The organism is Microbacterium gilvum, assembly GCF_039543865.1.
Classification (GTDB): Bacteria; Actinomycetota; Actinomycetes; order Actinomycetales; family Microbacteriaceae; genus Microbacterium; species Microbacterium gilvum.
Genome location: NZ_BAABKO010000002.1, coordinates 138807 through 158033 on the forward strand (window position 1 = coordinate 138807; position 19227 = coordinate 158033).

General features: G+C 71.0%; 15 protein-coding genes. 9 read left to right on the top strand and 6 right to left on the bottom strand.

Translation table 11 applies throughout. The features are described 5' to 3' along the window. Positions 1–129: 129 nt before the first annotated feature. A complete protein-coding gene (locus ABD998_RS06470) occupies positions 130–660 on the bottom strand; it encodes an adenine phosphoribosyltransferase (protein ID WP_345437210.1) in 531 nt (176 codons plus the stop codon). 58 nt (positions 661–718) lie between these two features. On the opposite strand from ABD998_RS06470, the gene ABD998_RS06475 reads away from it, so the two are divergent. Continuing rightward, a complete protein-coding gene (locus ABD998_RS06475; protein WP_345437212.1) occupies positions 719–853 on the top strand; it encodes an LAETG motif-containing sortase-dependent surface protein in 135 nt (44 codons plus the stop codon). On the opposite strand, the gene ABD998_RS06480 is transcribed toward ABD998_RS06475, so the two are convergent. Then, on the bottom strand, positions 810–1898 hold the full coding sequence (locus ABD998_RS06480; protein WP_345437215.1) for a VanZ family protein: 1089 nt from the start codon (positions 1896–1898) through the stop codon (positions 810–812). The two genes, ABD998_RS06475 and ABD998_RS06480, sit on opposite strands and share 44 nt — an antisense overlap. A 36-nt stretch (positions 1899–1934) precedes the next feature. Between ABD998_RS06480 and ABD998_RS06485 the strand changes: the two genes are divergently transcribed. The 3 genes from ABD998_RS06485 (at position 1935) to ABD998_RS06495 (ending at position 3789) form a co-directional block, all read left to right on the top strand. Next, positions 1935–2513, top strand: a complete 579-nt coding sequence (locus ABD998_RS06485; protein WP_345437217.1) for a hypothetical protein — start codon at positions 1935–1937, stop codon at positions 2511–2513. A gap of 5 nt (positions 2514–2518) precedes the next feature. Continuing rightward, the gene (locus ABD998_RS06490; protein WP_345437220.1) at positions 2519–3391 is read left to right on the top strand and encodes an endo alpha-1,4 polygalactosaminidase; all 873 of its coding nucleotides are present in this window, start codon (positions 2519–2521) and stop codon (positions 3389–3391) included. 131 nt (positions 3392–3522) lie between these two features. Continuing rightward, on the top strand, positions 3523–3789 hold the full coding sequence (locus ABD998_RS06495; protein WP_345437222.1) for a GlsB/YeaQ/YmgE family stress response membrane protein: 267 nt from the start codon (positions 3523–3525) through the stop codon (positions 3787–3789). A gap of 110 nt (positions 3790–3899) precedes the next feature. On the opposite strand, the gene ABD998_RS06500 is transcribed toward ABD998_RS06495, so the two are convergent. After that, a complete protein-coding gene (locus tag ABD998_RS06500) occupies positions 3900–5126 on the bottom strand; it encodes an ROK family protein (RefSeq protein ID WP_345437224.1) in 1227 nt (408 codons plus the stop codon). Positions 5127–5238: 112 nt separating this feature from the next. Between ABD998_RS06500 and ABD998_RS06505 the strand changes: the two genes are divergently transcribed. The 4 genes from ABD998_RS06505 to ABD998_RS06520 are packed head-to-tail and all read left to right on the top strand — an operon-like array spanning position 5239 to position 10050. Then, a complete protein-coding gene (locus ABD998_RS06505; protein WP_345437227.1) occupies positions 5239–6534 on the top strand; it encodes an ABC transporter substrate-binding protein in 1296 nt (431 codons plus the stop codon). Continuing rightward, complete coding sequence (locus tag ABD998_RS06510) at positions 6531–7442, top strand: carbohydrate ABC transporter permease (RefSeq protein ID WP_345437229.1); 912 nt, start codon at positions 6531–6533, stop codon at positions 7440–7442. The genes ABD998_RS06505 and ABD998_RS06510 overlap by 4 nt, the downstream gene beginning before the upstream one ends. After that, entirely contained in the window at positions 7442–8320 is an 879-nt protein-coding gene (locus ABD998_RS06515; protein WP_345437231.1) for a carbohydrate ABC transporter permease, read from the top strand. Before ABD998_RS06510 ends, ABD998_RS06515 begins: the two co-directional genes overlap by 1 nt. 35 nt (positions 8321–8355) lie before the next feature. Further along, positions 8356–10050, top strand: coding sequence for a glycoside hydrolase family 13 protein (locus ABD998_RS06520; protein WP_345437233.1), 1695 nt, complete (start codon positions 8356–8358; stop codon positions 10048–10050). Between the two features lie 21 nt (positions 10051–10071). Here ABD998_RS06520 and glgB read toward each other — a convergent pair whose 3' ends face one another. Further along, positions 10072–12279 carry a 1,4-alpha-glucan branching protein GlgB gene (gene glgB / locus ABD998_RS06525; protein ID WP_425562953.1) on the bottom strand — a complete coding sequence of 736 codons (2208 nt, stop codon included), beginning with the start codon at positions 12277–12279 and terminating at the stop codon, positions 10072–10074. After that, positions 12279–14240 (bottom strand): alpha-1,4-glucan--maltose-1-phosphate maltosyltransferase, encoded by a 1962-nt coding sequence (locus tag ABD998_RS06530; RefSeq protein ID WP_345437235.1) that lies wholly within the window; start codon positions 14238–14240, stop codon positions 12279–12281. The genes glgB and ABD998_RS06530 overlap by 1 nt, the downstream gene beginning before the upstream one ends. A 155-nt stretch (positions 14241–14395) precedes the next feature. On the opposite strand from ABD998_RS06530, the gene glgP reads away from it, so the two are divergent. After that, positions 14396–16948 carry an alpha-glucan family phosphorylase gene (glgP, locus tag ABD998_RS06535; protein WP_345437237.1) on the top strand — a complete coding sequence of 851 codons (2553 nt, stop codon included), beginning with the start codon at positions 14396–14398 and terminating at the stop codon, positions 16946–16948. 74 nt (positions 16949–17022) lie between these two features. Here the strand turns inward: glgP and glgX are convergent, their stop codons facing one another. Then, positions 17023–19182: a glycogen debranching protein GlgX gene (glgX, locus tag ABD998_RS06540; RefSeq protein WP_345437239.1), complete on the bottom strand. Its 2160-nt coding sequence runs from the start codon at positions 19180–19182 to the stop codon at positions 17023–17025. Positions 19183–19227 lie beyond the last annotated feature (45 nt).

Sequence of the window (19227 nt, forward strand, 5' to 3'; positions counted from 1 at the left end):
GCACGGCGAAGCGCGACGGAGGGCACGGCGCCAGTGCGGATGTAGACGTCAGACCCGGTTCACCCCGACATCCGCACTGGCGAAGGCGACCGAGACGGGCCGCAGCGACATCACTGAAGGGCGCCGCGCTCAGGCGCCTTCCGTCGCCGTGAACACCGTGTGGACGTCGCCGCCGGCGTGCGCGCGGCCGCCGAGGTCGGTGAGCTCGAGCACGACGGCCGACCCCGCCACCTCGGCTCCGAGATCGCGGATGAGCTGCTGGGCCGCGGCGAGCGTGCCGCCCGTCGCGAGCACGTCGTCGAGCAGCAGCACGCGCTCCCCCGGCTGCAGCACGCCCGGGGCCTCGATCGACGCCGTGCCGTACTCGAGGGAGTACGACACCGCCGCCGCGGGCTTCGGCAGCTTGCCGGCCTTGCGGATGGCGAGCATCCCCACGCCCGTGATCGCGGCGACGTACCCCGCGAGCAGGAAGCCGCGCGCCTCGATGCCGCCGACGATGTCGAAGCGTCCTGCGAACGGCTCCACGAGCGCATCCGCGACGGCGCGGAGGGCGGGGCCGTCGGCGATGAGGGGCGAGATGTCGCGGAACAGGACGCCGGGCTCGGGGTAGTCGGGCGTGAGGTCGATGAGCGATTCGGCACGGGCGAGGGCGTCGTTCACGTCCCCAGGCTACCGGCGGCTCCTGGAGGTCGACCGGGCCGTGGGGCAGACTGGGCGCGTGACCACTCTTCTCGCGCAGGCCTCGACCGAGCTGGCGAACACCGGCACCGACCTCGTCCCGTGGATCGTCGGCGGCGCCGTCGTGCTCGTCATCGCTGGCGCGGCGCTGCTCCTCCTGCGTCGGAGGCAGTGACCGCCGCACGCGCGTCGACGGGGCGCATCCGCGCGATGAGTCCCGGCAGCCCCGACCGGTCGCGCATCGCGATGAGCGCGATGATGCTCGCGAGCGCGAAGGCCCCGTCGAGAGGCGCGGCGACGGCCGTGAGCAGCTGCCATCCGCCGATGCCCGCGAGGTAGCGCAGGGCGCGCGCGAGCGGTGTCGGCCGTGCGCCGCCCTCCCAGCGGATGAGCACGGCGAGATCCCCGAGGGTGCGGCCCGTGGTCAGCACGACGACGGCGAGCACGGCGAAGGGCACCCAGACGGCGGCGGCTCCCGCGGGGCCCCCGTCGAAGCTCGCCGGATCGACCTGCAGCACGTACAGGCGCCACGCGTTGACGGCGACGCCTGCGGAGCCCCCGATGAGCCAGACCGCGAGCACGTCGCAGAGCATGCCGAGCACACGGCGCCAGAACGTGACCGGCCGCGCCGTCGGGGCCACGGCCATCCGGTCGCGCCGGGCGAGCCACGGCCGCAGCGCGAGAGAGAGGATGGCGCCGAGCAGCGCTCCCGACGTGTTCGCGATGAGGTCGTCGACGTCGAAGAAGCGGTAGGCGCAGGGGTAGATACCCCAGACGCCGGTGATCTGCGTCGTCTCGATGGCGAGCGAGACGGCGAAGCCGGCGATCGTCGAGACGACGACGCCCCGACGCCAGACGAGGCGGAGGAAGAACCCGAGCGGCGCGAACAGGAGGACGTTCATCGCGACCTGCATCACCGCGGGATTGCGCACGAGCGCGCCCGCGGAGCCGACCGGGTAGTCGAGCACGTCGTCGACGAACTGGAACGGCCGCAGCTGCGCGCCCACGCAGCGGATGGCGTCGGGATCCGGCAGCGGCAGGAGCGTGTACGTCCACAGCGCGAGCCCGTACACGAGGAACCCCGCCCACAGCAGCGACTGCCGGAGAGTGAGACGCCCCTCGCGGCGATACTGCACGGCGACGAACGGCACGAAGAGCACGACGCCGACGACGACGCCGAGGAGGATCGCGATGATCGCGGGGAACAGCTGGTCGCTCACAGGCCTCCACGCTATCGGAGCGCCTACCCTGGACCCATGACGCGCCTGCTCGCCGACGCCGACACCTCCCGCTGGGTCCCCGTGACGGGCCGCGGCTTCCGCGGCGGCCGCCATCGCAAGGCGGCCATCCGCATGCTGCTCGGGAGTGCCGGCCTGCCGCAGGGCGCTCCCGGATCGGGATTCCTCGCGTGGATCGCGAACCGCGCCGCGCGCGCCATGATGCGGCAGTCGGACGGCCGCGTCCTCGCGTGGGTGTGGAAGGACGACCCCGAGCTCGTCGTCGCGATCGCGCAGGTGCAGGAGCTGACGTCGCAGCTGCGCGCGGCGCGCGCCATGATGCCGATGCAGTACGACGACACCGAGGACTTCCGCTCCCCCCACCTCGGCGCAGGGGAGAAGCTCGTCGTCGACATGCCGCAGGGCGAGCGGGCGCTCCTCAGCGCCACGTACACGTGGGACACCGGCACGCACCTCGTCACGCTGCAGGCGGCGTCGCCCGACCGCACGCGCTTCCTCACGCTGATCCCCGCCGTCGAGGATCTCGCACGCACGCTGCGGCTGTCGGACGAGCTCGAGGTCGGCGAGTCGAACGTCCTCCGTCTGCCTCCGGCATGAGGCGGATGGCCGCGGGCGCGCTCGCCGCGCTCCTCGCGCTCTCGGGGTGCGCGGCCGAGGCGGACGGAGCGGACCGCGACGCGTCGGTCGTGCTCCCGCCCGCCGACGGCGTCATCGACTACCAGCTGGGCGGCGTCTACGAACCCGGCGACGAGGTGACGATCGTCGCGCGCGACCGCACGGAGGAACCCGCGCCCGACGTCTACGGCATCTGCTACGTCAACCTCTTCCAGACCCAGCCCGACGCCGACAGCATCCCCGATCCCGATGCCGAGGGCACGACGGCGTGGTGGGAGGCAGCGCACCCCGAGCTGCTCCTGCGCGATGCCGACGGCGCGCTCGTCGTCGACGGGGAATGGGACGAGGCGCTCTTCGACATCCGGACGGAGGACAAGCGCGACGCCCTCATCGCCATCCAGTCGGAGTGGATCCGCGGGTGCGCGGACGACGGCTTCGACGCCGTCGAGTTCGACAACCTCGACCAGAGCACGCGGTCGCAGGGTCTGCAGACCCTCGACGACGCGATCTCCCACGTGCGCCCCGCGATCTCGCTCGCACACGACGTCGGGCTCGCGGCGGGCCAGAAGAACACCGCGGAGCTCGGCGATGCCGGCCCCGTGCTCGTCTCCACCGACGAGGGCTTCGACTTCGCGATCGCGGAGGAGTGCGAGGTGTACGACGAATGCGGCGACTACCCGTACCCGGGACGCGTGCTGGAGATCGAGTACACCGACACGGGCGAGCTCACACGCGACGGCGACACCCGCACGGCCTTCGAGTGGGCGTGCGAGCGCCATGCGGGCGAGCATCCCATCACGCTGCGCGACCGCGATCTCGTCGCCCCCGACGACCCCGCGTACACGTTCGCCCACTGCTGACGACCGTCGCGCGCCCGCGGCCTACCGCCGTCGACGATGCGCTGTCAACCCCGCGCGCGGCACCACCGCGCGCTCCTACGGTGAATCCCGCGGTGCACACCCGCGCACCGTTCGAAGAAAGGGAGCAGACCATGGGCTTCATCGCATTCCTCATCCTCGGCCTCATCGCCGGCGCCATCGCGAAGGCGATCCTGCCCGGCAACCAGGGCGGGGGCTGGATCGCCACGCTGATCCTCGGTGTGCTGGGCGCCCTCCTGGGAGGATGGCTCGGCACCGCGATCTTCGGCGTGGGGGTCGACCAGTTCTGGGACCTCGGCAGCTGGCTGCTGGCCATCGGCGGGTCCATCATCGTCCTGCTCATCTGGGGTCTCATCACGGGTCGTCGGAAGACGAACTGAGCAGGATCCGGCACAGTGTGCCGATGACCGAGGGCGGGAGCGGCCGGCGCGCAATGCGCCGGCCGCTCTTCTCGTCTCCGGCACGAGGCGGATCGGGCGCGGGGCGCGGATCAGGCCCGGGGGCGCGGTGTGAAGGCGAGGGGCTCCTCGCGCAGGTACGCGCGAGCCGATTCGACGGCGCCGCGGACGACGACGTCGCGGCCGAGCGCGCTCGCGACGAGCTCGGGCACGGGCGGGTAGAAGTCCTCCGCCAGCACGACTCTGGCCCGTCGGAGCACGGGCTCCACGGCGTCCGCGATGGCGCCGGCCACGACAACCCGCTCGATGTCGAGGAGGCTGGCGAGCACGAGCGCGACGCGGGCGATCCGCTCACCCAGCCGGTCGAGGATCTCGATGGCGAGGGCGTCGCCGTCCTCCGCAGCCCGGAAGACGTCCTGCGCCGTCGCGTCCGGCCGGGCGGCGAGCGCCGTCGCACGGCCGGACGCCACCGCCTCGCGCGCCCAGGTGCGCGCGAGCGCTCCGACGCCGTCGGGGGTTCCCGCTCCCTCGACGATGTCGAGGAACCGCATCTCGCCGGCGCCGCCGCGCGCACCGCGCAGCAGCCGTCCGTCGACGATGACGCCCGCTCCGAGGCGCTCGCCCGACAGCAGCGTCGCGACGTTGGCGACGTGCGCCTGCCCGCCGAGGCTCTGCTCGGCGACGGCGGCGAGGTTCGCGTCGTTCTCGACGACCGCCACGCCAGGGAGGAGGTCGGCGAAGTCGGGGTTCATCGTCTTCCAGAAGTCGCGGTCGCCCGCTGGCGAGCGTCCCTCCGCGTCGACGGGCGCGGGGACGCCCACGACGACGACGAGCACATCGGTCCTGTCCGCACCCGCCTGAGCGAGCGCCTCGTCGAGAAGGCGTGCGGCGAGCGCGCGGCGCTCGACGGCTGCGGCTGCACGGCTGCGCTCGGCCGCCGCCCCCTTCCGGCGGTCGACGGCCGGTGCGTCGCCGCGCGCCCCGGCGAGCACGCCGCCGCGGAGGTCGGCGACGACGACGGTGAAGCGGTTCTCCCCGGCGTCGACGCCCGCGACGACGCCGGCGTCCTCGCGCAGGCGGTACCGCCTGGCCGGCCGGCCCTTGCTCGTGAGTCCCGCCGCCCTGCTGTCCTCGACCTCGTCGAGCCAGCCGGCGGCGACGAGGTCGTCGCAGACGCCGAGGACGGTCGACCGGGTGAGGGCCGTCGCCCCCATGGCCTCGGCGGCCGTGAACTCGCCGGCGCCCAGGGCGAACCGCATGAGAGCTCCGGAGTTCATGCGCCGCAGCAGCTGCGGCGAGCTCGCGGTTCCGAGGGACATGCCCTCGACCATACAAGGTCTTGACGCAGCCGACGGGCGGTGAGAAGGTGGTCTCGCCGTTAGATTTGCAGTCTAGATTTAATGCCTGGATCTACGACAGGGAAGGACGACGATGTCTGGGAACACGAGGGCGCGCCTCATCGCGGGAGGGCTCGGGGTCGCGCTGACCGCGGGTCTGCTCGCGGGCTGCAGCGCCGACACGGGAGCGGAGACGGTGCGCTTCACCTTCAGCAAGCGCGAGGCGATCGACTTCATGACGCAGGTCGTCGCCGACTACAACGCCTCGCAGGACGACGTCGAGGTCGTGATGGACACCTCGGGCCCCGATGTCATCGCCGCGGCGTTCGTGCGAGGGAATCCGCCGGACCTCATGCTGTCGAACTACAACCACGAGGTGTCGCGGTTCGTCCAGCGCTGCGCGCTCTCGGACCTCTCCGACACCGACGCGGCCGCGACCATCCGCCCCGAGATGGAGGCGCTGCTCGCTCAGTACGGCGTGTGCGAGGGCAGGACGACGGCGCTCCCCTACTCCGTGATGGCCGCGTCGGTCATCTACAACAAGGAGATCTTCGCCGAGCACGACCTCGAGGTGCCGACCACGTGGGACGAGCTCATCGAGGTCTGCGAGACCCTCGAAGCCGCGGGGATCGCGCCGTTCTACGCGACGTTCGCCGATGCGTGGACGGCGAACCAGGGATGGTTCGACTACTCCGTGGGCGGGTCGGTCGACGTGCTCGACTTCTACGATCGCCTCGCCGCGGAGGGCGAGGACGTCGGCACCGACTCCGCGGTGTCGTTCCAGAAGGACTTCCTCGAGCCCGTGGAGCGGATGCAGGAGCTCGCGAGCACGTACGTGCAGCCGAATGCGAGCAGCCGCACCTACGACGCGGGCAACGTCGGCTTCGCGAAGGGCGAGGGCGCCATGTACCTGCAGGGGCCCTGGGCGCTCGGGGAGATCGCGAAGACGTCGCCCGACCTCGAGGTCGGCACGTTCCCGCTTCCGATGACCGACGATCCCGCGGATCTCAAGGTGCGCGTCAACATGGACCTCGTCGCGATCATCCCCGAGGAGGCGGATGCGAAGGACGGCGCCCGAGACTTCCTCGAGTACCTCTACCAGCCCGACATCATCCAGGCGTACAACGAGTCGCAGCTCGGCTTCGTTCCGACGACCACGGGAGAGGACCCGAGCGACCCCCGCATCGAGGGGATGATCGAGTACTACAACGCGGGCGCCGTCTACCAGGGCCCCGGCGTGCTCAACCCCCGGGCCATCCCCACGGAGAACTACGCGCAGTCGCTCGTGCTCGGCGCCGACGCGACGTCGGTGCTCTCCACCATGGACGCCGACTGGGCTCGGCTCGCCTTCCGCCAGCCGGCGGTCTCGACCGAGGAGACGCAGCGATGAGCACGACCACGACGATCGTGACGGGAGGCGACCGGCGCGTCCGGCGCAGCCGCAAGCCCGTCGAGCCGATCTACTACCTCTTCCTGCTGCCGGCCGTCGTCCTGTTCTCGCTCGCGATCACGCTCCCGGGCGTCATGGGCATCTTCTTCAGCTTCACCGACTCCATCGGCATCGGCGACTGGCAGTTCAACGGGCTCACGAACTACATCGCCGCGTTCAGCGACCCGGCCATCCTCACGAGCTTCCTCTTCACGTTCGGGTTCTCGCTCGTCACGGTCGTGGTCGTCAACGTCCTCGCGTTCCTCCTCGCGGTCGGCCTGACGGCGAGGATCCGTTTCAAGATGGGGCTGCGGGCGATCTTCGTCATCCCCATGGTGGTGTCGGGCATCATCATCGCCTACGTCTTCCAGTTCCTCTTCCAGAACTCCCTGCCCACCGCCGGATCGGTGCTGGGCATCCCGTTCCTCGAGGAGAGCATCCTGGCGAACCCCGACCTGGCCTGGCTCGGCATCGTCATCGTCACGGCATGGCAGTCGATCCCCGGGACGCTCCTCATCTACATCGCGGGCCTGCTCTCGATCCCGGGCGAGGTCTACGAGGCGGCGTCCATCGACGGCGCGTCGAAGGCGCAGCAGCTGCTGCGCATCACACTTCCGCTCGTCGCGGGGTACGTCGTCATCAACGTCATCCTCGGGTTCAAGAACTTCCTGAACTCCTACGACATCGTCGTCGGCCTCACCAACGGCGGCCCCGGCACATCCACCCGCACGATCGCGATGACCATCATCCGCGGCTTCCAGACCGGCGACTACGCGTACCAGATGGCGACCGCGACGCTGTTCTTCCTCATCACGATCGTCATCGCCGTCCTGCAGCTCTCCGTCACGCGCGGAAGGAACGCCCTCTGATGTCCACCCACACCGCCACCCTCGTCACCGCCGACGGGCGACGCCCGCGCATCCGCATGGAGCGGGTGAACTGGTCGACGACGATCATCCTCGCCCTGTGCGCCGTCACGGTGCTGCTGCCGCTGTACGTCACGATCTCCATGGCGTTCAAGACCCCGACGCAGGCCGTCGACGGCAACGCGTTCTCGCTGCCCGCCCCGTTCAGCGTGCAGGGCTTCATCGACGCCTGGCGCCTCACGAGCTTCCCGGTCGGGTTCGCCGTGTCGCTCTTCGTGACGGCGGGAACGGTCGTCGCGACGATCATCCTCGCCTCGTTCGCGTCGTACGCGATCGTGCGCAACTGGGATCGGAAGCTCTTCCGCTGGTCGTTCTTCTACCTGCTCGCGGCGATGTTCATCCCGTTCCCCGTCGTCGCGCTCCCGCAGATCCAGCTCACCGGACGCGTCGGGCTCGACAACCCGCTCGGCGTCGTCGTGCTCGCGACGATGTTCCAGCTGAGCTTCAGCGTGCTGCTCTTCACGGCGTTCCTGCGGTCGATCCCCCTCGAGCTCGAGGAGAGCGCGCGCATCGACGGCGCGTCGACCTGGCAGACGTTCTGGAAGCTCATCTTCCCGCTGCTCGCGCCCATGAGCGCGACGGTCGGCATCTTCGCGTTCCTCTACGCCTGGAACGACTTCATGATGCCGTCGCTCATCATCTCCGACCCCGCGCTGCAGACGCTGCCGGTGCGGCAGAACCTGTTCCAGACGCAGTTCAGCAGCGAGTACAACGTCGCGTTCGCGTCGTATCTCATGGCGATGGCGCCCGCGATCATCGCCTACCTGTTCACGCAGCGCTGGGTCATGGAGGGCGTCACGCAGGGCGCCGTCAAGGGCTGACCGGCCCTCTCACGAGAAAGCAGAAGGACATCGCAGTGACCACACTCACCGAGACCGCGGAGACCATCGTCGTCGGGGGCGACGCCGACTGGTGGCGCCAGGCGGCGGTCTATCAGATCTACCCGCGTTCGTTCGCCGACGGCACGGGCGACGGCATCGGCGACCTGCAGGGCATCGTGTCGCGCATCCCGTACCTGCAGCGCCTCGGCGTCGACGCGGTGTGGCTCAGCCCGTTCTACCCCTCGGCGCTCGCCGACGGCGGGTACGACGTCGACGACTACCGCGACGTCGACCCGCGGATCGGAACCCTGGAGGAGTTCGACGGGATGGTCGCGGCGCTGCACGCCGCGGGCATCCGTCTCATCGTGGATCTCGTGCCGAACCACACGTCCGACCGGCACGAGTGGTTCCGGGAGGCGCTGGCGTCGCCGAAGGGGTCGGCGGCGCGGGCGCGGTACATCTTCCGCGACGGGCGCGGGGAGCACGGCGAGCTGCCGCCCGCAGACTGGACGTCGATCTTCGGAGGGCCCGCGTGGGAGCCGGTCGGCGACGGGCAGTGGTACTTCCACTTCTTCGCGAGGGAGCAGCCCGACCTCGACTGGACGAACCCCGAGGTGCGCGCCGACTTCCTCACGACGCTGCGGTTCTGGTCGGATCGCGGGGTCGACGGGTTCCGGGTGGATGTCGCGCACGGCCTCGCGAAGGACCTCGCGGAGGACGCCGAGGAGCTTCCGACGCAGGCGGAGCTCGACGCGATGCCGAAGGACGGCAGCCATCCGCTGTGGGATCGCGACGACGTGCACGACATCTACGCGGAGTGGCGGGCGGTGTTCGAGGAGTACACGCCGGCGCGGACGGCGGTCGCGGAGGCGTGGGTCGACACGCCGCGCCGGCCGCGGTACGCCAGCGCGGAGGGTCTCGGGCAGGCGTTCAACTTCGATCTGCTGCAGGCCGACTTCGACGCCGCCGACTTCCGGCGCATCATCACGGAGAACCTCGAGCTGTCGGCCGCGTCGGGATCGTCGACGACGTGGGTGCTGTCGAACCACGACGTCGTGCGGCATGCGACGCGATACGGGCTCGCGCTCGACGGAGACGCGGATGCGGGCGCGATGATGGACGTGCCGAGCAAGGGATGGCTCCTGGCCGGAGCGCCGGAGAGCGAGCTGGACCGCGGACTCGGTCTGCGCCGGGCACGCGCGGCGAGCCTGCTCGAGCTGGCGCTGCCGGGCTCGGCGTACCTGTACCAGGGCGAGGAGCTCGGTCTGCACGAGGTGGGCGACATCGCCGACGAGGCGCGGCAGGATCCGTCGTTCTTCCGGAACAAGGGCGTCGAGGTCGGGCGCGACGGATGCCGCGTGCCGCTCCCCTGGACAGCGGACGGGCCGTCGTTCGGATTCGGCGACGGCCCGGCGCACCTGCCGCAGCCGGCATGGTTCGGGGCGGTATCGGTGGAGGCGCAGGAAGGCGATCCGGCCTCGACGCTGACGATGTACCGCGAGGCCCTGCGGCTGCGACGCCAGCACCAGGCGGCCGAGTCGCTCGTATGGGACGACGCCCTCTCGGCGGAGGACGTGCTCGCGTTCGAGCGCCCCGGCGGGTGGGTGAGCGTCACCAACTTCGGCGACGCCGCCGTGCCGCTGCCCGAGGGCGAGGTGCTGCTCGCGAGCGGCCCGCTCGAGGGCGGCGTGCTCCCCGGCGCGACGACGGTCTGGCTGCAGCGGGCCTGATCACCAGCACCCCGGCTCGCGTCAGCGCTCTCCGGCCCTCCGGAACCACACCGTCGCGAGCGGGGGCAGCGTGACCTCGGCGTGGGCGGGCCATCCCTTGTGCTCGCCCACGACCGCCGTCACGCCGCCGAGGTTGCCCACGCCCGATCCTCCGTACGCCTGCGCGTCGGTGTTGAGGCACTCCTCCCACTCCCCCGCCCCGGGGAACGCGAGCCGGTAGCCGTGGTGCGGCATGGCGGCGAAGTTCGTCACCGACACGAGCTCGTCTCCACCCGACCTCCGCACGAAGCCGAACACGTTGCCGGCCGCGTCGTCGGCCTCGACCCACGCGAACGAGCCGGGGTCGGCATCCGAGCGCCAGATCGCGGGGCTCTCGACGTACCGCGCGTTGAGGTCGCGCACGGTGTCGCGCATGCCCTGGTGCTCGGGGTGCTCGAGCAGCCACCAGTCGAGCTCCCGCGACTCGGCCCACTCGGCCTCCTGGCCGAACTCCGAGCCCATGAAGATCATCTGCTTGCCGGGATGCGCCCACATGAACCCGTAATACGCGCGCAGGTTCGCGAGCTGCTGCCACCGGTCGCCCGGCATCTTGCGCAGCAGCGACCCCTTGCCGTGCACGACCTCGTCGTGCGACAGCGGCAGGATGTAGTTCTCGCTCCATGCGTAGACGAGCGAGAACGACATCTCGCCGTGGTGGTACGAGCGGTGCACGGGGTCGTGCTCCATGTACTGCAGGCTGTCGTGCATCCAGCCCATGTTCCACTTGAAGCCGAACCCGAGGCCGCTTGCGCTCGTGGGCTGCGTCACGCCGGGCCACGCCGTCGACTCCTCCGCGATCATCGCGATGCCGGGAGCCCGCCGGTACGCCGTCGCGTTGAGCTCCTGCAGCAGGGCGACGGCCTCGAGGTTCTCGCGCCCGCCGTGGATGTTCGGGGTCCACTCCCCTGCTTCGCGCGAGTAGTCGAGGTAGAGCATCGACGCGACGCCGTCGACGCGCAGGCCGTCGACGTGGAACTCCTCCAGCCAGTACAGGGCGTTCGCGACGAGGAAGTTGCGGACCTCGCGCCGGCCGAAGTCGAAGATGTGCGACCCCCAGTCCTTGTGCCAGCCGCGCTGCGGGTTGGGGTCCTCGTACAGCGGGGCGCCGTCGAACTGCACGAGCGCCCACGGGTCGGTGGCGAAGTGGCCGGGCACCCAGTCGAGGATGATGCCGATGCCGGCCTGATGCAGCCGGTCGATGAGCAGGCGCAGCCCGTCGGGGTCGCCGAAGCGGCTGTCGGGCGCGTAGTAGCCCGTGACGTGGTACCCCCACGACCCGCCGAAGGGGTGCTGCATGACGGGCATGAGCTCGACGTGCGTGAAGCCGAGGTCGGCGAGGTACGGCACGAGCTCGTCGGCGATCTGGGCGTAGGAGCGGTCGCGGCGCCACGACGCGAGGTGCATCTCGTACACCGAGATGGGCGCGTCGATCTGCCCGCGCGACGCGCGCTGCGCCATCCACTCGTCGTCGCCCCACGAGTAGGTCGACTCGTACACCCGCGACGCCGACTGCGGCGGCTTCTCCGCCCACTGCGCGAGCGGGTCGGCCTTCTCGCGCCAGTGCCCGTCGGCGCCGAGGATGACGTACTTGTACGCGGCGCCGCTCTCGACGCCCGGCACGAACAGCTCCCAGACCCCCGAGGTGCCGAGCTGGCGCATGGGGTGGGCGCGGCCGTCCCAGTCGTTGAAGTCGCCTTCGAGGCGCACGGCGCGCGCACGCGGCGCCCATACGGCGAACGACGTGCCGACGACCGGCTCCTCGCCGTCGTACCGGCGCACGTGCGCGCCGAGCGCTTGCCACAGCTGCTCGTGGCGGCCCTCGTTGATGAGGTGGATGTCCATCTCGCCGACCGTCGGCAGGAAGCGGTAAGGGTCGTCGACGCGGATGGCCGCGCCCCCGTCGTACGCGACCTCGAGCCGGTAGTCGGGCACCTCGGCGACGGGCAGCGCGCCCGCCCACACGCCCTCGTGCTCGTGCGCGAGGGCGAGCTCGCCCCATCCACCCGGGCTCTTGCGTGTCGCCGACGCGAGCCGGTAGCGCACCGTCACCGACGCCGCGAGCGGCTTCAGCACCCGCACGGTGACGCCGCCGTCGTGCGGGTGCGCGCCCAGCACGGCATGCGGGTCGCCGTGCCCTCCGTGCGCGATCTGCGCGAGGATGCCGTGGTCGGCGGGGAGGATCTCGGGCATCATGCGCTCCTGACGGTGAGGATGTGGGCGACCTGGTGCCCGGGGTCGAGACGCACGTAGTCGTGGCGTCCCCACGTCCACTCCTCGCCCGTGAGCTCGTCGCGCACGGCGAACGACTCGGGCAGGCCCGCCGCCTCGAGGTCGAGGTGCACGGTCGTCTCGCGCGTCGCATGCGGGTCGAGGTTGATGACGACGATGACGGTGTCGCCCGCGCCGTCGCCCTTCGAGAACACGAGCGTGTGGTCGTCGTCGGCGCCGTGGACGACGAGGTCGCGCAGCTGCTGCAGCGCCGGGTGGGCACGGCGGATGGCGTTGAGGCGCGCGACATAGGGCGCGAGCGTGCGCCCCTCGGCTGCTGCGCCCTCCCAGTCGCGGATGCGGATCTGGTACTTCTCGCTGTCGAGGTACTCCTCGCTGCCGGGCTTCACGGCGACGTGCTCGTACAGCTCGTACCCGGCGTACATGCCCCACGACGGCGACGACATCGCCGCGAGGGTCGCGCGGATGCGGAACGCGGACGGCCCGCCGTACTGCAGGAAGGCGTGCAGGATGTCGGGGGTGTTGACGAAGAAGTTCGGCCGCATGAGGTGGTCGCTCGAGGTCGAGACCTCGCGCAGGTAGTCCTCGATCTCGCCCTTCGCGGTGCGCCACGTGAAGTACGTGTACGACTGGTGGAAGCCGACGGCGCCGAGCGCGTGCATCATCGCCGGGCGCGTGAAGGCCTCCGACAGGAACAGCACGTCGGGGTCGGTGGCGCGGATGTCGCCCAGAACCCGCTCCCAGAACGCGACGGTCTTCGTGTGCGGGTTGTCGACGCGGAAGATGCGCACGCCATGGCTCATCCAGAGCCGGATGACGCGCTCCACCTCCGCGACGACGCCCTCGAAGTCGTTGTCGAAGTTGACGGGGTAGATGTCCTGGTACTTCTTGGGCGGGTTCTCGGCGTACGCGATGGAGCCGTCGGCACGCGTCGTGAAGAACTCGGGGTGCTCGGTCACCCACGGATGGTCGGGAGCCGCCTGCAGGGCGAGGTCGAGCGCGATCTCGATGCCGAGCTTCGCGGCCTTCTTCACGAACGCGTCGAAGTCGGCGAAGGTTCCGAGGTCGGGATGGATGGCGTCATGGCCGCCGTGCGTCGAGCCGATCGCCCAGGGCGACCCCGGATCGCCGGGACCGGGCGTGAGGGTGTTGTTCGGGCCCTTGCGGTTGATCTCGCCGATCGGGTGGATGGGCGGCAGGTAGAGCACGTCGAAGCCCATGTCGGCGACGCGCTGCAGGCTCTTCGCCGCGGTCGCGAAGGTGCCGCTGCGCACGGCGCCCGTGCGCGTGTCGATCTTCGCGCCCTCAGAGCGCGGGAAGAACTCGTACCAGCTGCCGTAGAGGGCGCGGCGGCGGTCGGCGAACAGCGGGAAGGGCCCCGCGACCGTGAGGAGGTCGCGGAGCGGATGGGCGAGGAAGAGCGCCACGACCTCCTCGCTCGCCAGTGCGGCCATCCGCGCCTCGGCAGGTCGCGATACGTCGGTCGCGGCGTCGAGCGCGCCGTCGAGCACCGCGCGCTCCGCCGCCGTCAGCGCCGCGGAGTCGATGCGCTCGAGCAGCAGGCGACCCTCGAGGAACATGAGGTCGACGTCGACGCCGGCGGCGATCTTCACGCTCGCCGCGTGCTCCCACGTCGCGAGCGGATCGGACCACGACTGCACCTCGAACGTCCAGGCACCCTCAGCGTCGGGCGTCACGCGCGCCTCGTAGCGGTCGGTGCCCTTCGCGATCTCGGCCATCCGCACGGGCGGTCTGCGCACGCCGTCGGGCCCGGTCAGCACGACCTCCGCCCCGAGCCGATCGTGCCCCTCGCGGAACACCGTCGCGCGCACGGGAAGCGACTCTCCCACCGTGGCCTTGGCGGGCAGCTGGCCGCCCTCGACGAGCGGATGGACGTCGATGACGGGGATGCGGCCGACCATGGGACCAACCTAGCGATGCGCGGCGCGCGGCGCTCACCCGATCCGCGCGTGTGTCGATGACGCCACGGTGACGTTCTCATGACGCGGATGGCCGGTGCGGCCGCTCGTCTCCCCCCGTTCCCCTCCGCGCAACGCGCGTGCACTACGTTGAGCGCATGCGCGCCATCCGACGCTTCACGGTCCGTCCCGTCCTCCCCGAGCCGATCGCCGCGCTGGGCGTGCTGGCGGGCAATCTGCGCTGGTCGTGGCATCCCGCCACGCAGGACGTCTTCGCCGAGGTGTCGCCGGAGGCCTGGGCCGCGACGCACGACCCCGTGCACGTGCTGGGCTCGGCATCGCGCGAGCGGCTCGACGCCCTCGCCGCCGACGACGGCTTCCGGCAGCGGCTCGGCGATGCCGCAGCGAGCCTCGACCGCTACCTGGCCGACGACCGCTGGTACCAGCGGCAGCAACATGACGGCCCGCGCGCGATCGCGTACTTCTCCCCCGAGTTCGGCATCACGGCCGTCCTCCCGCAGTACTCCGGAGGTCTCGGCATCCTCGCCGGCGACCACCTCAAGGCGGCGAGCGACCTCGGCGCTCCGATCGTCGGCGTGGGCCTGCTCTACCGCCACGGCTACTTCGCCCAGTCCCTCTCGCGCGAGGGCTGGCAGCAGGAGGGCTACCCGCTGCTCGACCCCGACGAGCTGCCGATCACGGCGCTGCGCGAGGCGGACGGCTCGCTCGCGACGATCTCGATCGGCCAGCCCGGCGACCGCGACCTCGTCGCGCGCATCTGGGTGGCCCGCGTGGGCCGCGTGCCCCTCCTCATGCTCGACACCGACGTCGAGGGCGCCCCCGATCACCACGTCGCCGTCACCGACCGGCTCTACGGCGGCAACAGCGAGCACCGCCTGCGCCAGGAGCTGCTGCTCGGCGTCGGCGGCGTCCGCGCCCTGCGCGCGTGGAGCCGCATCACGGGCGCCGTCGAGCCCGAGGTCTACCACACGAACGAGGGCCACGCGGGGTTCCAGGGGATCGAGCGCATCCGCGAGCTCACGGCGTCCGGCCTCTCCTTCGACGCCGCGCTCGAGGTGTGCCGCGCCTCCACGGTCTTCACGACGCACACGCCCGTGCCCGCCGGCATCGACCGCTTCCCGCGGTCGCTCATCGAGCAGTACTTCGCGGAGGGCGCAGCGACTCCCGGCGTGCCGCTCGACCGCGTGCTCGCGTTCGGCGCGGAGAGCTATGCGGGCGGAGATCCCGGTGTCTTCAACATGGCCGTGCTCGGGTTCCGCCTCGCGCAGCGCGCCAACGGCGTCTCGCAGCTGCACGGCCATGTGAGCCGCGAGATGTTCCACGGACTGTGGCCGGCGTTCGACGAGGCCGAGGTCCCGATCACGTCGATCACGAACGGCGTGCACGCCCCCACCTGGGTCGCCCGCGAGTTCCAGGAGCTCGTGGCCGAGCTGGGGGCCGACGCCGACGGCGACCCCGCGGCGTTCCAGGCGGCCATCGAGGCGGCGCCCTTCGGACGCGTGTGGGAGCTCAAGCACGCCCTCCGCGAGCGGCTCGTCGACGACGCCCGCGCGCGGCTGCGCGCCTCATGGCGGGGGCGCGGGGCGGCGGATGCCGAGCTCGGCTGGATCGACGACGCCCTCGATCCCGACGTGCTCACGATCGGCTTCGCGCGACGTGTGCCGTCGTACAAGCGCCTGACGCTCATGCTGCGGGACCCCGAGCGCCTGAAGCGGCTGCTCCTCGACCCGGAGCGCCCCGTGCAGCTCGTCATCGCGGGCAAGGCGCATCCGGCCGACGACGGCGGCAAGAAGCTCATCCAGGAGCTCGTGCGCTTCGCCGACGACCCCGAGGTGCGGCATCGGATCGTCTTCCTGCCCAACTACGACATCGCCATGGCGCTGCCCCTCTACCCCGGCTGCGACGTGTGGCTCAACAACCCGCTGCGCCCATACGAGGCGTGCGGCACGAGCGGCATGAAGGCCGCGCTGAACGGCGGCCTCAACCTCTCCATCCTCGACGGATGGTGGGACGAGTGGTTCGACGGCGACAACGGCTGGGCCATCCCCTCGGCCGACGGCGTCGACGACGCCGACAAGCGCGACGACCTCGAGGCGACGGCGCTGTACGACCTCATCGAGCGCGAGATCGCACCGCGCTTCTACGACGCCGGCGCCGACGGCGTGCCCGTGCGCTGGCTCGAGATGATGCGCCACACCTTCGTCTCGCTCGCCCCGAAGGTGCTCGCGACGCGCATGGTGCGCGACTACGTGCGCCTCCTCTACTCGCCCGCTGCGGCGAGCGCGCGGGGTCTCGACGCCACGGCGGCGACGGACCTGGCGGCATGGAAGGCCCGCATCGCGGCCGGATGGCCCGGCGTGCGCGTCGAGCACGTCGAGTCGGATGGCGCCGGCGACGCCGCCGAGGTCGGCGCCGTGCTGTCGGTGCGCGCGTTCGTGGCGCTCGGCGCGCTGTCCCCGGACGACGTGGCGGTGCAGCTCGTGTCGGGCAGGCCCGTCGGCGACGACGAGATCGCCGACCCGCAGCTCGCCCCGCTCGACGTCGTCGAGACGTACGAGGGCGGCCGCTACTGCGTCGCCGGGAGCATCCCCCTCGACCGATCCGGCGCCTTCGGCTACACGGTGCGGGTCGTCCCCGCTGGCGCCCATCTCGCCTCCGTCGCCGAGCTGGGGCTCGTCGCGACGGCGTAGGGGCTGTCGGGGCGGTCGAGCATGGTCGTCGCCTCCTCGCGTGTGACACGCGCAGCCGGCGACGGCCCCACCCGTCAGCCCGCGTCGGGCTCGTCGGACTGCATGACGACGACCGTGCGCGGGGCCATGACGAGCGGCGCCTCCACTGACACCCGGGTGCCGACCGCGACCGCGGGATCGGTCGAGAGCGCGACCTCGCCCGCCTCGATCCAGTCGTTCTCGGGGAAGGTGATGGTCACCTCGGTCTCTCCCGCGTTGAACCAGAACAGGAACGAGCGGTCCACGAGCTGCTCCCCGCGCTTGCCCGGCGCGCGGAGGGGGCCGCCCGAGACGAACATCCCGATCGTCTTGAGCCCGCCGTCCGCCCAGTCGGAATCGCGCATGCGGCGCCCGTCGGGGTGCAGCCAGACGAGGTCGGCCGGGCCGCCCTTGATGGTCGGCGCCCCCTCGAACCAGTGGCGCTGTCGGAGCGCGGGATGCTCGCGGCGCAGCTTCAGGGCCGCCTTCGTGAACTCGTAGACGTCGAGCCACGCGTCGTCGCCGCGCCAGTCCATCCACGAGATCTCGTTGTCCTGGCAGTAGGCGTTGTTGTTGCCGCCCTGGGTGCGGCCGCGCTCGTCGCCTGCCGTGATCATGGGCACGCCGTTCGACAGGCACAGCGTCACCATGAGGTTGGCCGCCTGCCGTCGTCGCAGCGCAACGATGTCGGCGTCGTCGGTCTCGCCCTCGACGCCGTGGTTCCACGAGCGGTTGTTGTCGGTGCCGTCGCGGTTGTCCTCGCCGTTGGCCTCGTTGTGCTTGCCGTCGTAGCTCACGAGGTCGCGCACCGTGAAGCCGTCGTGCGCCGTGATGAAGTTGACGGAGTTGTAGGCCGAGCGGCCGTCGTCGGCATAGAGGTCGCTCGACCCGGCGAGGCGCGTGGCGACATCCTTGATCGCGCCCTGCCCGCGCCAGAAGTCGCGGATCGTGTCGCGGTACTTGTCGTTCCACTCCACCCACGGCGGAGGCATCTTGCCGACCAGGTACCCGTCCATGGAGACATCCCACGGCTCGGCGATGAGCTTCACGTGGCGCAGGATGGGGTCCTGGTCGACCGCGATGAGGAACGCGCACGCGAAGTCGATGTCGTAGCCCGTGCGCGTGAGGGCCGACGTGAGGTCGAACCGGAATCCGTCGACGTGCATCTCGGTCACCCAGTACCGCAGCGAGTCGAGGATGAGCCGCAGGGCGAGCGGGTCCCACGTGTTGACGGTGTTGCCGCAGCCCGTGACATCCCAGTAGGTGTCGTCGTAGCCGCCGTCCTCGGGGATGAGCCGCTTGTAGAAGCCGCGGTCATCGAACCCTCGGAACGAGAGCGTGGGGCCATCCGGACCCGCCTCGGCGGTGTGGTTGTAGACGACGTCGAGGATGACCTCGATGCCGGCCTCGTGCAGCGCCTTGACCATCCGCTTGAACTCGTGGACCTGCCCGCCGCGGTCTCCCGACGACGAGTACGCCGCGTCGGGAGCGAAGTAGCAGAGCGTGTTGTAGCCCCAGTAGTTCACGAGACCGCGCTCGAGGAGCGCCGGCTCGGAGAAGAACTGCTGGACGGGCAGCAGCTCGACCGCCGTCACGCCCAGGTCGTGCAGGTACTGCACGACGGCGGGGTCGGCGAGGCCCGCGTAGGTGCCGCGGATGCTCTCGGGGATGCGGTCGTGGAGCTTCGTGAATCCCTTCACATGCAGCTCGTAGACGACGGTGTCGCGCCACCGGCGCTTCATGGGCTCGTCGCCCTCCCAGTCGAAGCGCGTGTCGACGACGACGCTGCGGCCCGTGTACGCCGCGGAGTCGGTGTCGTCGCGCACCGAGGGGTCGTCTTCGCGGACGCCGTAGATCGGCTGCTCCGCGATGATCGTGCCGCTCGTCGCAAGCGCGTAGGGGTCGAGAAGGAGCTTCTGCGGATTGTGGCGGTGCCCCTGCGCCGGGTCCCACGGGCCCTCGACACGGTATCCGTACCGCTGGCCGGGGAGGATGCCGGGGACGGCGCCGTGCCAGATGCCCTGCGAGTGCTCGGTGAGGGGATGGCGCGTCTCGCGCCCCGCATCGTCGAACAGGCACAGCCAGACGCCCGTCGCATTGGGCGCGTACACGGCGAAGTTCGTCGACTCCTCGCTCCACGTCGCTCCGAGCGGCCAGTTGCGACCGGGCCAGATCTCGGTCTTCTCCCCCAGCAGGGTCCACATCTCCGGGCTCACAGGGTCATTTTCCACGACGTGATGACGCGGAACGTCCATTGCGCG

Bases quoted from the DNA above. Each gene is read 5' to 3' on its own strand.
- ABD998_RS06490 (WP_345437220.1), top strand. From the start codon at position 2,519: ATGGCCGCGGGCGCGCTCGCCGCGCTCCTCGCGCTCTCGGGGTGCGCG.
- ABD998_RS06505 (WP_345437227.1), top strand. From the start codon at position 5,239: ATGTCTGGGAACACGAGGGCGCGCCTCATCGCGGGAGGGCTCGGGGTC.
- ABD998_RS06500 (WP_345437224.1), bottom strand. From the start codon at position 5,126: ATGTCCCTCGGAACCGCGAGCTCGCCGCAGCTGCTGCGGCGCATGAAC.
- glgB (WP_425562953.1), bottom strand. From the start codon at position 12,279: ATGCCCGAGATCCTCCCCGCCGACCACGGCATCCTCGCGCAGATCGCG.
- ABD998_RS06510 (WP_345437229.1), top strand. From the start codon at position 6,531: ATGAGCACGACCACGACGATCGTGACGGGAGGCGACCGGCGCGTCCGG.
- ABD998_RS06495 (WP_345437222.1), top strand. From the start codon at position 3,523: ATGGGCTTCATCGCATTCCTCATCCTCGGCCTCATCGCCGGCGCCATC.
- ABD998_RS06530 (WP_345437235.1), bottom strand. From the start codon at position 14,240: ATGGTCGGCCGCATCCCCGTCATCGACGTCCATCCGCTCGTCGAGGGC.
- ABD998_RS06485 (WP_345437217.1), top strand. From the start codon at position 1,935: ATGACGCGCCTGCTCGCCGACGCCGACACCTCCCGCTGGGTCCCCGTG.
- glgP (WP_345437237.1), top strand. From the start codon at position 14,396: ATGCGCGCCATCCGACGCTTCACGGTCCGTCCCGTCCTCCCCGAGCCG.
- ABD998_RS06515 (WP_345437231.1), top strand. From the start codon at position 7,442: ATGTCCACCCACACCGCCACCCTCGTCACCGCCGACGGGCGACGCCCG.